The following is an 11,829-nucleotide window of genomic DNA, read 5'->3' as shown; positions in this document are numbered from 1 at the left end:
CGCCATCGCAAACAGGCCTGTTGATACGGCCGTTTCCGCCACCGTCACATTCGCTTAATAAAGGATTCTCTTTGGACACGTTGCTACATTTCGTCAACCTTGTCTTGCACATCGACAAGTTCCTCGGAGACTTTATTCACGTGTACGGCGCCTGGGTCTACGCGGTGCTGTTTCTGATCGTGTTCTGCGAAACCGGGCTCGTCATTCTGCCGTTTCTGCCAGGCGATTCGCTTCTGTTCATCGGCGGTGCTTTTTGCGCGACCGGCGAGATGAATATTGGTTTGCTGATCGTGTTGCTGCTCGTGGCCGCCATCGGCGGCAATACCGTGAACTATATGATCGGGCGAGCCATCGGGCCGCGGGTGTTCAATTCGCACATTCCTTTTCTCGAACGCTTTCTCGATCGCAGCGCGCTGCAGAAGACGCACAACTTCTATGAGAAGCATGGCGGCAAAACCATTGTGCTCGCGCGTTTTATTCCGGTGGTGCGGACCTTCGCCCCGTTCGTTGCGGGTGCATCGGAAATGACGGTGAGCCGGTTTCAGTTGTTCAACTTTGCCGGCGCGTTTTTCTGGGTGTTGCTGCTGACGCTGCTCGGCTACTTCTTCGGCAACATTCCGTTTATCCGTCAGTATCTGAATGTGATCGTGCTGGTGGGTATCGGCGCGGCCATCGTGCCCGTCGTGCTTGGCGCGGTATGGAAGATGATGCGTAAGAACGCGTCAAATCCGGGTAGCCACTGACGTTTTTATCGCACAGCTAGCCAGATGAAAAAACGGCGTCGCGAATCTCGCGACGCCGTTTTCGTTTGGTACTTCTGAATCTCGTGGATTTAACAATCGACGACGCGAGCAATCCGCGTCGCACGACGATGCTCAGGTCACCGCACGCGGCGCCAGCGGCGTTTCCGGCGTCGGGTAGCCGGCTTCCTTGAACGTCTGGATGATCGCGCGATTGGTGTCGAAGTAGACCTGCCAGTAGTGCTCATTGTGCGCGTAAGGCCGCACGCAAAGCAGGGGGCCTTCCGGCGTGAAGCTTAGCACTTCGATGTCCGGCGCGGGACTCTCGGCCACATTCGGAATCTGCATGACGGCGGCCTTCAACCGGTTCATCGCATCCGTTGGATCGACGCCGTTGGCGATTTTCGCCGTCAGCTCGACACGCCGCACCGGCAGGATGCTGTAGTTCGAGATCGTGTCGGAAAAGATCTTGTTGTTGCCGACGATGGTCGTTACGTTGTCCGGCGTCACGATGGTCGTGCCGAACAGCCCCAACTCCGAAACCGTGCCGGTGACACCGCCCGCGGTGACGAAATCGCCGACCTTGAACGGTCGCAGCACTTGCATGAATACACCCGCCGCGAAGTGGCCAAGCAGGCCGCCCCAAGCGGTGCCGATGGCGAGGCCGAAGCCGGCGAGCAGTGCGGCGAACGACGTCGTCTGCACACCGAACACCTGCAGGATCGCGAGTATCAGCAGCAGGTTCAGCAGCGCGCCGAGAATCGAGCCGAGATAATGCGCTAGCGTGGGATCGACCCGGCCGTTACGCGCCAGCACCTTGCGCAGTAAGCCGGTGATCAGGCCGATGAGCCAACGGCCGACGATCCACAGAACGATCGCCCCGACGACCTTGGTGCCGAGGTCGATGCCTCGGGTCATGATGAAGACGCGTACGGTTTCGAGATCCAAGATGTTCCTCGTTGGGTGAGTTGCCTTCGACTGATTGAACAGCGGTGGTGCAATACAGCGGCAAATGCCCGGCGACGGGCGCAAGCGGTAACTCGGGGTAACACTCGGTCTTCGGAAGTTATAGGCGACGGCGCGGGCATTCGCAAGGAGCGTTCCCGTTGCTCATATGGCTTGTCTGGCGGGAAAAGCAGGCGATTCGGCGGACGCGTTCGACGCGATGGCGCTTGCCGTGCCTTACATCGGCAGGTTCGATTTCGAATACGGAGACGTGTGGACGACGAGCGCTTTGCCGGCCCCGACTTTCGCGCCCCGCGCGACACGACGCCACGTGAAAGCGGCGATGATCGCAAGCAGGTACGCGCAGCCGCGCTCGAAGAACGCAGTTGATGTGCTGAACTGGCCGTAGCGGTTCTGCGAGTCGGCGAACACCAGAAAGGTCAGCGCGGCATCGAGCAGGAGTGCAACCGATGCCAATGCGGCGAATATGTGCGAACCGTTGAGCGAAGCGCCGGGGATGAGGCGGTTGCACAGATGAGATGCGGCCAGCACCAAGGCAAGCAAAGCCAGGTTCGAGAACAGGTCGAACAGAAAATTGGTCATATCGGTGGAATGAAAGCGCAGGGGGCTGCGGCGTTGCCAAAGCGTCTGCTCACGCAGAGTCGCAGCGGGTTTCGCTGAATCGGCGGCGATCATTGCACGTCTTTATGTCTCAATAAATGTTCTGTTCGGTGTCCGTTGTTTCCTGTTTGTGCCGGTCAGATTGGACGCTGGAAAATGCTGATCGCGTTGTGTGAAATCGTGGCGAGTGTTGTGGGAAAAATCTGCGGTCGTCAAAAAAGATGTCTGCGTACGCGAAGATTTCCGCAGGAAAGCGGGCAGCCGCTGATCGGCAATTATATGCGGCTGTGATATAAATTTTTGCGGGCGTTCTTGCGCGAGTTTGGGTGTTGATGCGCGCGAGAAGGGGAAGTGCAGAAGGAGCCGGCGTGAAAAGCCACATTTGCCGGTGACGGCAGCGGCGCCACGCGTGGACGCATCACTTAAGCCGAACCGCAAAAAGAAAAGGGCTCGCACGCAAACGCGTGCAAGCCCTTGAATCTTTTGGTAGGCCGTACGGGATTCGAACCTGTGACCAACGGATTAAAAGTCCGCTGCTCTACCAGCTGAGCTAACGACCCAAAAGAGAAGCGAAATTATAGCGATAGCCGCGGCGCGCTGTCAACCCATCACGGCCATCCGAGCTATCAGCACTTCAGATAGTGAAAAGCCCGGGCATCACTACCCGGGCTTTCCAGCGAGAGGCGCGCGTGGCTATGACGTCGGACACTGCGCGTTACTGCCAGCTACTCAACCAGTATGAACTACTTGATCTGCGACAGCTTGCTCTGGGCCGACTGCGCGACGTCCGAGCCGCCGTATTGCGCGACGATCTGCTCCAGTGTCTTCTTGGCCGCAGCCTTCTGACCTTGCTCGAGCTGATTGTTCGCAATTGCCAGCAGCGCTTCCGGCGCCCGCGGATGCTGCGGATATTTCTGCACCACACCCTGCCAGGTCGCCGTCGAACCCTTGTAGTCGCGCAGAGCATACAGCGCGTTGCCGAGCCAGTACTGCGCGGTCGGCTGGTAAGGGCTGTTCGGGAACTTGGAGATGAAGGTGCGGAACGACGCCGCCGCATTCTTGAAGTCGCCGTTGCGGAACTGCTGCGAAGCCGCGTTGAACGAATCGGTCTCACCCGGCTGCACCTCGCCCTGGACGCCGTCCACCGTCTGCTGCTGCGGCTCGAATTTCTTCAGACGCGTGTCCAGATCGGTGTAGTAGTCCTTTTGCTGCTTTTGCACCGTGGCGAGCTGGTTGGCCATGTCCTCGTTCTGCCCACGCAGCGTAGCGACCTGCTGGTTCAACTGGTCGAGACGGTTGGACTGATCGAGGATCGTGCGCTGCGCGGCCGACAACTGACTCGACAGGCTATCGGTCTTCGAACGCAGATCGAGAATGGCCTGACGGGCCTGATCGTCGTCGAAGATGCCCGCATGCGCGGGCACAGCCGCGAAGGCCGTGCCTGCGACGCAGGCCGCTGCGGCAAACCGCAGCCAGGAGAAACGATGCGTCATTCGGCTCATCACCCGTTACTTACTGTTGGTACACGAGGTCGGCGCGGCGGTTCTGTGCCCACGACGATTCGTCATGACCGGTAGCTTGCGGCTTTTCCTTGCCGAGGCTCACGGCTTCCATTTGCGAGTCCGTCACGCCCATCAGCGACAGCGAACGGCGCACAGCTTCAGCACGCTTCTGGCCGAGTGCCAGGTTGTACTCGCTGGTGCCGCGTTCGTCGGTGTTGCCCTGGATCAGGACGTGGCGTTGCGGATGGCTCTTCAGGTACTGCGCGTGTTGTTGCAGCAGCGACTGATAGTCGTCCTTGACCGAGTAGCTGTCGAAGTCGAAGTAAATGCTGCGCTTGGCGAGCGGGCTGTTCGGATCGTTCAGCGGGTCGACATTGACCTGTGCGACATCGGTCGGGTTCGGCTGCGTCGAGACTGCGCCACCCTTGTTAGCGTTTTCGTCGAGCTTGACGCCCGAGTGACATGCGGCCAGCGCACCAAGCATCAATACGGCGAAAGCGAAGCGAAGTTTTGACATCATTTGAGTACTCTCCTTGTGTTATTGCATCAACGTTATTGCATAAACGGGCCCCAGGACGGCTCGCGTACGCTGCCACCCTGAACGGACAGGACCTGCCGAGTGCGACCGTCGGTCGATACTGCGGCCAACACGCCACGGCCGTTCACCTGTGTGGCGTAAAGAATGTACTGACCGTTCGCCGCGAAGCTCGGCGATTCGTCATGTGTCGTGTCCGTCAGGCCTGTGGCGGTGTTGCCCTGCAGGTCCTGAATATAAAGCTTGAACCCGCCGCCGACGCGCGAGATGTAAGCGAGCTGTTTGCCGTCCGGGCTCACGCGCGGACTGGTGTTGTAGCTGCCCGTGAACGTGACGCGCTGAGCGGCGCCGGCGCTTTCGCCCTGCGCTGACATCTTGTAAATCTGCGGCTGGCCGCCACGGTCGCTGGTGAAATAGATCGACTGGCCGTCAGGCGAGAAGCACGGTTCGGTGTCGATCGAGCTACCTTGCGTGAGACGGCGCAGGCCGCTGCCGTCCGCATTGACGGCGAAAATCTGCGTGTTGCCGGTGCGCGAAAGCGCGACGGCCAGCGTGCGTCCATCCGGCGACCACGCCGGCGCACTGTTATTGCCCTTCTGGTCCGAAACGACCACGCGACGGCCCGTAGGCAGATCGTGGATGTAGACGATCGGCTTCTTCTTTTCGAACGAAACGTAAGCGACCTTGGTGCCGTCAGGCGACCATGCCGGCGAGATGATCGGCTCGGGGCTCGACAGCGCGATGTGCGCGTCCTGGCCGTCCGAATCGGAGATCTGCAATTGATAACGGCCGCCCGTCTTGATGACGTACGACAGGCGCGTGGCGAACACGCCGCGGCCGCCCACCAGCTTCGCGTAGATGTAGTCCGCGACCTTGTGCGCGCTCATGCGCAAGCCGCTTTCCGGGCTCACCAGCACGAGGCCGCCGAGGCTTTCGCCCTTGACGGTGTCGTACAGCTTGAAGCGCACTTCGTACTGGCCGTTCGGCAGGCGGTTCACGCTGCCCGACACGAATGCGTTGGCCCCCTTGGCCTTCCAGCTGCCGAGGTCGACGGAATCGGTTTCGGAAATCGGCGTGGAGCCCGCGTCGATGTTCGTGAATTTGCCGCTGCGTTGCAGGTCCTGGCGCACGATCGTGCTGACCTGTTGCGGCGAGTTCGCTTCATTGGCGAAATTCGCCGTTGCGATCGGAAACTGGGTGGACCCGACGCCTGTCACGAGGACGTTGAGTTGTGCGTGGGCGGCGCCGCCGACGGCGATCAGGCACGACGCTACAAGTGTCCGCAGGCCTAGCTTGGTCATCAAACTCATGCTGTATGGATTCCCCAAAAACGGTTTTACTAACGCTTCAAGACAGCAGACAGACCCGAAAAGAACTGATTCGTTCCCGAGCACGCCCCGGTGGGCGGGGCGCGGCGTCTGCTGTCAACTGACTGTCAAACTACTGGACTCAACCGGCCGGGCGCAACGTAATCAGGAAGTTGGTCGGTGTCTTGCCATTGATGTCCTGTGGCATCGGATCGGTACGTTGGACGGCCCGCAGTGCGGCGTCGTCCCACGCAGCGTTGCCGCTGCTGCGCGAAATCGTTGCGCCCAGCAAGGTGCCCGTTGGTGAACAGCGCACGGAGACCACCGTCTCCAGACCGCTCGTTTCGCCGCCCCACGAGATATTCGGGCGTACCGCACGACGCACCTTGTCCGAGTACCCCGGCGATGTCGCCGTGCCACCCGAGCCGCTGCCCGTGCCGCTCTTGCCGAGACCATCGCTGGTCGTCGAGCCGGTGCCGCCGGTCGCGAGGCCCTGCATCTGCGCAAGACGTGCGCGACGTTCCGCATCCACTTTCTTCGCCTGCGCCGCGGCGTCGGCTTGCGCCTTGGCCTTCGCCGCTTTCTGCGCATCGGCCTTCTTCTGCGCTTCAGCCTCGGCTTGCTTCTGCTGTTCCTGCTGCTGTTCCTTCAACTGCTGCTGCTTTTGCTGGTCGGCCAATTGCTGCTGCTTCAGCTTGTCGGCCTGCTGCTGTTGCTGCTGCTTCTGCTTGGCTGCCGCAGCCTTCTGCGCGGCGAGCTGCGCTGCCTGGTCGGCCGCCAGTTGCTGCTGACGCTTCGCTTCGGCTTCCTGTTGCGCCTGCAGCTTCTGCTGACGCTGCTGTTCAGCCAACTGGGCCTGGCGAGCCGCCTCCTGTTGCTGGCGCTTCTTTTCCTGCAGCGCGATGTCGGCCTGTTCGTCTCGCACCGGCGGAGGAGGGGCCACCGGCACGGGCGGCGGCGGAACGGGACGCGGGATCGCCGTATCCGGCACTTCGGTCCACAGTTCCGCTTCCGCGCCTTCGGGCGTACTGTTTTGCCACTGAATGCCGTGATACAGGAAGAACCCGAGCAGCGCGTGCATCACCAGCGCAAACACAAAGGCTCGCCCGGTGCCGCGTTCACGCGGTGGCTGGAGCGGGTATTCGGAATTCTTGCGGATCATTGCGATTTGACGAGCAATCCAACGCGCTTGACGCCGCGAGCTTTCAGTTCGGACATCACGTTCATCACGACTTCGTACTTGACGGTCTTGTCGGCGGCGATCACGACGGGCTGGTCAGGATGCGACTGTGCACGGTCGGCGATAAAGCCGTTCAGATCGGCTTTCGTCATGTTCTCCTGCTGCTGCGCACCCGAATCGTCCTTGTACTTGACGCTCATGTTGCCGTCCGCGCGAATGTTCACGATCACGGGCGGCGTTTGCTGCTGCGGCGCCGCGCCGCCGACGGTCGGCAGATTGACGATCGACGGGGCCACGAGCGGCGCGGTCACCATGAAGATCACGAGCAGCACGAGCATCACGTCGATATACGGCACGACGTTGATGTCGGCCATCGCGCGGCGCGAGCGGCTGCCGCGCATGCTGGAGGAGCGAGAGCCTGCCATCGTGGACTCCTTACTGTGCCTGACGCTGCAGGATATTCGAGAACTCTTCGATGAAAGTCTCGAAGCGGATTGCCAGACGGTCGATATCGTGCGCGTAGCGGTTGTAGGCAACCACGGCCGGAATCGCGGCGAACAGGCCGATCGCGGTGGCGGTCAGCGCTTCGGCGATGCCCGGCGCGACGTTGGCCAGCGTGGCCTGCTGCACATTGGCGAGGCCGCGGAACGCATTCATGATCCCCCACACCGTGCCGAACAGACCGATATACGGGCTGACCGAGCCGACCGACGCGAGAAACGCGAGGTTGGCTTCCAGCACGTCCATTTCACGCTGGAACGCGGCACGCATGGCCCGCCGTGCGCCGTCGAGAATCGCGCCCGAATCGTTCAGGCGCTTTTCCTTGCCTTTCAGGAATTCGCGCATGCCGGACTCGAAAATCCGTTCCAGCGCGCCGATGGTGTGACGGTTGTTCGCCGCACTTTGATAAAGCGCCTGCAGGTCGCCGCCCGACCAGAAATCGCGTTCGAAACGCTCAGTTTGCGCGCGCGCCCGGCGGATCGCAAACCACTTGCGGAAGATGAAAGTCCAGGACAGCAGCGACAGCAACAGCAGCAGAGCCATGACAGCCTGCGCCAGCAGGCTCGCGTTGAGTACGAGTGAAACGATCGACAGATCTTGTGTAGTGTTCATAAAGGTTCGTTTTAACGTCCCGGAAGGGGGCGTCCGGCTGCAAGGCCGCTCGAAGCTTGCCGTGAGCAAAACGGAAGCATCGGCGATATTGCAAGCCGAACCATGCTTTGTGTTGCTTGATCGTTACGAGTTCACTGGCCCCGTAACAACGGGGTTCAGTCATTGTCCGTTGACACGCCGGGCTCGCTCACGCCCGGCCCGCGCCGCAAGGCGGCGAGAACCGGCGGAGGAATCGCGGCCGGCCGCAGCGTAATCCGGTCCACGCAGCCGACCCGGATGGACCCGGTAGCAAGCAGCGTGCCGTCCCGCCACGCTTCCTGCGCGAAATCGACCGACGCTCTGCCGAGCCGCTCGATCCGGCTGACCACGTTGACCACGTCGTCGAGCCGGGCCGGCGCCCGATAATCGACCGCGGTGCTGCGGACGATGAAAATCGCGCCCGTTTCGTCCGCGAGCCGATTCTGGTCGACGCCGCACGCGCGCAGCCATTCGGTGCGCGCCCGTTCGAAAAACTTCAGGTAGTTCGCGTAAAACACGATGCCGCCGGCGTCGGTATCTTCGTAGTACACGCGAATCGGCCACGTGTAGCCGATTTCCGCGCCGGGCTGGCTGGTCGACATATTCATGCGGCGCATTTTACCGGAACGCACACCCCTAGGTCTGTTTCAAGATGTGTGCCCCGTCCGGCGGCCCTCAGCCGCGTTTTTCAGCCGCGATGAACGGACAAAGCGGAGAACGATTGAGCCACCGGCATCAGTTCGATCGTATTGATGTTGACGTGCGCCGGGCGCGTGGCGATCCAGTAGATCGAGTCGGCGATGTCTTCGGGCGTCAGCGGCTGCACGTTTTCGTACATTTTGCCGGCCTTTTCATCGTCGCCGCGAAAGCGCACGTTCGAGAACTCGGTACCACCGCACAGGCCCGGTTCGACGTTCGTCACCCGCAGCGCGGTGCCGGCGACATCGGCGCGCAGATTCAGGCTGAACTGATGCACGAACGCTTTGGTGGCGCCGTACACGTTGCCGCCCGCGTAGGGCCAGCTGCCGGCCGCCGAGCCGAGATTGAAAATGTGGCCGCGATTGCGCTCCACCATGCCGGGCAGGAGCGCGTGGGTGACTTGAACGAGTCCGGTGCAGTTGGTCTCGATCATGGTGTTCCATTCGTCGAGACTCGCTTTTTGCGCCGGTTCGATGCCGAGTGCGAGGCCGGCATTGTTGACCAGCACGTCGACTGCGGCGAAATCGGCCGGCAGCGAGGCCGGTACGGCTTCGACGGCGGCGCGGTCGCGGACGTCGAGTTCGTACGGCAGAAGTGCGTCGCCGAGTTCGTCGGCGAGTTCTTGCAGGCGGTCCTTGCGGCGTGCGGTGGCGACGACGCGATGGCCGCCTTTGACGAAGGCGCGAGCGATGGCGGCGCCGAATCCCGCGGACGCTCCGGTGACGAACACGATCATTGCAGTGGTTCCCAGGCTGATAAGAGAGAAAGGCCCCAAGCCTACTTCCATTGCGGCGCTGCGGCAAGGATGAACCAGCCGTACGAGTGGCCGTGGCAGGGACGCGCCGCGGGTTTTCGCAAGACTTTCCTCAGATGTTTGCGCGCCGCGCAAGAGGGCGCTGCGGGCCGCCCGGCGAGCGCCTGCGGCAGCGGCCGGAAGCTGGTTGCCTATTCGATCCTCTTCCAATAAACTAACGCGCTCATCCCTGCGTGACTGGCGATAGAACCGGTTCAAGCAACCGGGTTCAAGGTGGAACAACCCACCGTGAAGCGCAGGGTGCCGTTTTGCCGTTCGCCTGGGCAGCCGTGATCCGCGCGCATTGATCTGCGCTGACGGTGGCTGTCCTGCCTCGCGTGTGCGGCGACTCTCCATCCGCCACGTCAGGGCTGGCCCAGCCGCCAGCAGCGCTGCGTACCCTCTACGCAAGATTCGGCGCACGATCCGGTTAACCTGAACACATTCAACGGAATCCGTATGTTTGACAGAGCCCAAAGCACCATCGCCAACGTCGATCCTGAACTCTGGAAGGTCATCGAGCAGGAAAACCGCCGTCAGGAAGAGCATATCGAGCTGATCGCGTCGGAAAACTACACGAGCCCGGCTGTCATGGCTGCACAAGGCTCGCAACTCACGAACAAGTACGCTGAAGGGTATCCGGGCAAGCGCTACTACGGCGGCTGCGAGTACGTCGACGTCGCCGAGCAGCTGGCGATCGACCGTGTGAAGCAACTGTTCGGCGCCGAAGCCGCCAACGTGCAGCCGAACTCCGGCTCGCAAGCCAACCAGGGCGTGTTCTTCGCCATGCTCAAGCCGGGCGACACGATCATGGGCATGAGCCTCGCGCATGGTGGCCACCTCACGCACGGTTCGCCGGTCAACATGTCGGGCAAGTGGTTCAACGTGGTCAGCTACGGCCTGAACGAAGCCGAAGACATCGACTACGACGCCGCGGAGAAGCTCGCTCAGGAACACAAGCCGAAGCTGATCGTGGCGGGCGCCTCCGCGTTCGCGCTGCGTATCGATTTCGAACGCCTGTCGAAGATCGCCAAGTCGGTCGGCGCGTACTTCATGGTCGACATGGCGCATTACGCCGGCCTGATCGCCGCGGGTGTCTATCCGAATCCAGTGCCGCACGCCGATTTCGTTACCACCACCACGCACAAGAGCCTGCGCGGCCCGCGCGGCGGCGTGATCCTGATGAAGGCCGAGTTCGAAAAGCAGATCAATTCGGCAATCTTTCCGGGCATTCAAGGCGGTCCGTTGATGCACGTGATCGCCGGCAAGGCTGTCGCGTTCAAGGAAGCGCTGTCGCCGGAGTTCAAGGCCTATCAGCAGCAAGTCGTCGAAAACGCGCGCGTGCTGGCTGAGACGCTGGTCAAGCGTGGTTTGCGCATCGTGTCGGGCCGCACCGAAAGCCACGTGATGCTCGTTGACCTGCGTGCGAAGAAGATCACCGGCAAGGTTGCTGAAGCCGCGCTGGGCGCCGCTCACATCACCGTCAACAAGAACGCGATCCCGAATGATCCGGAAAAGCCGTTTGTGACGAGTGGCGTGCGTCTCGGCTCGCCGGCCATGACCACGCGCGGCTTTGGCGTGAAGGAAGCGGAGCAGGTGGGTAACCTGATCGCCGATGTGCTGGACAACCCGGAAGACGCGGCCACGATCGAACGTGTGCGCGGGCAAGTCGCTGAGCTGACCCAGCGCTTCCCGGTTTACCGCTAAGCCGCCATGCATTGCCCCTTCTGCCGTCACGCCGATACGCAAGTGGTCGACTCGCGCGTATCCGAAGACGGCGCGACGATTCGCCGGCGCCGCCGCTGCCCGGCCTGCGACAAACGTTTTACGACATATGAGCGGGTCGAGCTGGCGTTGCCGTCGGTCGTCAAGAAGGATGGCAGCCGCACCGAATTCGACCGTCGCAAGATCGTCGCGAGCATGCAACTGGCGCTGCGCAAGCGCCCGGTGGCAGCGGACGCGATCGACGCGGCGGTCGCCCGCATCGAGTATCTGTTGCTCGGCAGCGGCGAGCGCGAAGTGCGCAGCGAGCGTCTCGGCGAACTCGTGATGAACGAGTTGCGTGCGCTCGATACCATTGCCTACGTTCGTTTCGCTTCCGTCTACCGGCGTTTCGAAGACGTCTCCGAATTCGAAGACGTGATCGAAGAATTTCGCCGCGCCTCTTCTCCTCCCAAGCCCCCCCGCAAACGCTGAACGTAGTCGCATCTCGCGTCGCGTTTGAGTCGCCGTTTTCTCCCGCGTTGTTTCGCGCATCTGTATCCCCCGCTGCCGTTATGGTTCGTCGCGTGCATTCTTGCGCGGGATAGCGTCTGAGTGCTACCTGGCCATTCGGCCGATTGTTGGGCGATTTGCAAATCGCTAGATTGACTGCAT

At 61.6% G+C, this 11,829-nt stretch carries 13 protein-coding genes, 1 tRNA gene and 1 riboswitch; of the genes, 3 read left to right on the top strand and 11 right to left on the bottom strand.

Annotation, left to right across the window (positions count from 1 at the left end):
* Positions 1–71: 71 nt before the first annotated feature.
* Positions 72–743 carry a DedA family protein gene (locus tag P0D96_RS23250; RefSeq protein ID WP_132375981.1) on the top strand — a complete coding sequence of 224 codons (672 nt, stop codon included), beginning with the start codon at positions 72–74 and terminating at the stop codon, positions 741–743.
* Positions 744–875: 132 nt separating this feature from the next.
* Here the strand turns inward: P0D96_RS23250 and P0D96_RS23245 are convergent, their stop codons facing one another.
* The 11 genes from P0D96_RS23245 to ydfG all read right to left on the bottom strand — a co-directional run bounded on the left by P0D96_RS23245 (position 876) and on the right by ydfG (position 9,396).
* Positions 876–1,688 carry a mechanosensitive ion channel family protein gene (locus P0D96_RS23245; RefSeq protein WP_408178854.1) on the bottom strand — a complete coding sequence of 271 codons (813 nt, stop codon included), beginning with the start codon at positions 1,686–1,688 and terminating at the stop codon, positions 876–878.
* 234 nt (positions 1,689–1,922) lie between these two features.
* The gene (locus tag P0D96_RS23240) at positions 1,923–2,381 is read right to left on the bottom strand and encodes a hypothetical protein (RefSeq protein ID WP_408283381.1); all 459 of its coding nucleotides are present in this window, start codon (positions 2,379–2,381) and stop codon (positions 1,923–1,925) included.
* 409 nt (positions 2,382–2,790) lie between these two features.
* A tRNA-Lys gene (locus P0D96_RS23235) sits at positions 2,791–2,866 on the bottom strand.
* 183 nt (positions 2,867–3,049) lie between these two features.
* Positions 3,050–3,799, bottom strand: a complete 750-nt coding sequence (gene ybgF / locus P0D96_RS23230; RefSeq protein ID WP_132375979.1) for a tol-pal system protein YbgF — start codon at positions 3,797–3,799, stop codon at positions 3,050–3,052.
* A 19-nt stretch (positions 3,800–3,818) separates the two neighbouring features.
* Positions 3,819–4,328, bottom strand: coding sequence for a peptidoglycan-associated lipoprotein Pal (pal, locus tag P0D96_RS23225; protein WP_120297782.1), 510 nt, complete (start codon positions 4,326–4,328; stop codon positions 3,819–3,821).
* Positions 4,329–4,360: 32 nt separating this feature from the next.
* Positions 4,361–5,653 (bottom strand): Tol-Pal system beta propeller repeat protein TolB, encoded by a 1,293-nt coding sequence (gene tolB, locus P0D96_RS23220; protein WP_408283376.1) that lies wholly within the window; start codon positions 5,651–5,653, stop codon positions 4,361–4,363.
* Between the two features lie 139 nt (positions 5,654–5,792).
* Positions 5,793–6,812, bottom strand: a complete 1,020-nt coding sequence (tolA, locus tag P0D96_RS23215) for a cell envelope integrity protein TolA (protein ID WP_408178852.1) — start codon at positions 6,810–6,812, stop codon at positions 5,793–5,795.
* Positions 6,809–7,255, bottom strand: a complete 447-nt coding sequence (gene tolR / locus P0D96_RS23210) for a protein TolR (RefSeq protein ID WP_012431820.1) — start codon at positions 7,253–7,255, stop codon at positions 6,809–6,811. Before tolR ends, tolA begins: the two co-directional genes overlap by 4 nt.
* A 10-nt stretch (positions 7,256–7,265) precedes the next feature.
* Positions 7,266–7,943: a protein TolQ gene (gene tolQ / locus P0D96_RS23205; protein ID WP_012431821.1), complete on the bottom strand. Its 678-nt coding sequence runs from the start codon at positions 7,941–7,943 to the stop codon at positions 7,266–7,268.
* Positions 7,944–8,098: 155 nt separating this feature from the next.
* Positions 8,099–8,578, bottom strand: a complete 480-nt coding sequence (ybgC, locus tag P0D96_RS23200; RefSeq protein WP_408178851.1) for a tol-pal system-associated acyl-CoA thioesterase — start codon at positions 8,576–8,578, stop codon at positions 8,099–8,101.
* Between the two features lie 71 nt (positions 8,579–8,649).
* A complete protein-coding gene (gene ydfG / locus P0D96_RS23195) occupies positions 8,650–9,396 on the bottom strand; it encodes a bifunctional NADP-dependent 3-hydroxy acid dehydrogenase/3-hydroxypropionate dehydrogenase YdfG (protein ID WP_132375975.1) in 747 nt (248 codons plus the stop codon).
* Positions 9,397–9,637: 241 nt separating this feature from the next.
* Positions 9,638–9,746, top strand: a riboswitch (ZMP/ZTP riboswitch).
* A 166-nt stretch (positions 9,747–9,912) separates the two neighbouring features.
* Between ydfG and glyA the strand changes: the two genes are divergently transcribed.
* Both glyA and nrdR read left to right on the top strand, forming a co-directional pair.
* Positions 9,913–11,160, top strand: a complete 1,248-nt coding sequence (gene glyA / locus P0D96_RS23190) for a serine hydroxymethyltransferase (protein WP_408178850.1) — start codon at positions 9,913–9,915, stop codon at positions 11,158–11,160.
* Between the two features lie 6 nt (positions 11,161–11,166).
* Positions 11,167–11,649, top strand: a complete 483-nt coding sequence (gene nrdR / locus P0D96_RS23185; RefSeq protein ID WP_132375973.1) for a transcriptional regulator NrdR — start codon at positions 11,167–11,169, stop codon at positions 11,647–11,649.
* Positions 11,650–11,829 lie beyond the last annotated feature (180 nt).

The sequence above is a fragment of the Paraburkholderia sp. RL17-347-BIC-D genome (genome assembly GCF_046027915.1).
In the GTDB taxonomy this organism is placed as follows: Bacteria; Pseudomonadota; Gammaproteobacteria; order Burkholderiales; family Burkholderiaceae; genus Paraburkholderia.
The sequence above is the reverse complement of the archived record's forward strand: the minus strand, read 5'-3'. Positions and strand labels throughout refer to the sequence as shown.

What these genes read in the sequence shown, in the direction of transcription:
- tolQ (WP_012431821.1), bottom strand. Translation starts at nt 7,943, where the DNA reads ATGAACACTACACAAGATCTGTCGATCGTTTCACTCGTACTCAACGCG.
- tolB (WP_408283376.1), bottom strand. Translation starts at nt 5,653, where the DNA reads ATGAGTTTGATGACCAAGCTAGGCCTGCGGACACTTGTAGCGTCGTGC.
- ybgC (WP_408178851.1), bottom strand. Translation starts at nt 8,578, where the DNA reads ATGCGCCGCATGAATATGTCGACCAGCCAGCCCGGCGCGGAAATCGGC.
- tolR (WP_012431820.1), bottom strand. Translation starts at nt 7,255, where the DNA reads ATGGCAGGCTCTCGCTCCTCCAGCATGCGCGGCAGCCGCTCGCGCCGC.
- pal (WP_120297782.1), bottom strand. Translation starts at nt 4,328, where the DNA reads ATGATGTCAAAACTTCGCTTCGCTTTCGCCGTATTGATGCTTGGTGCG.
- nrdR (WP_132375973.1), top strand. Translation starts at nt 11,167, where the DNA reads ATGCATTGCCCCTTCTGCCGTCACGCCGATACGCAAGTGGTCGACTCG.
- ybgF (WP_132375979.1), bottom strand. Translation starts at nt 3,799, where the DNA reads ATGACGCATCGTTTCTCCTGGCTGCGGTTTGCCGCAGCGGCCTGCGTC.
- ydfG (WP_132375975.1), bottom strand. Translation starts at nt 9,396, where the DNA reads ATGATCGTGTTCGTCACCGGAGCGTCCGCGGGATTCGGCGCCGCCATC.
- P0D96_RS23240 (WP_408283381.1), bottom strand. Translation starts at nt 2,381, where the DNA reads ATGATCGCCGCCGATTCAGCGAAACCCGCTGCGACTCTGCGTGAGCAG.
- glyA (WP_408178850.1), top strand. Translation starts at nt 9,913, where the DNA reads ATGTTTGACAGAGCCCAAAGCACCATCGCCAACGTCGATCCTGAACTC.
- tolA (WP_408178852.1), bottom strand. Translation starts at nt 6,812, where the DNA reads ATGATCCGCAAGAATTCCGAATACCCGCTCCAGCCACCGCGTGAACGC.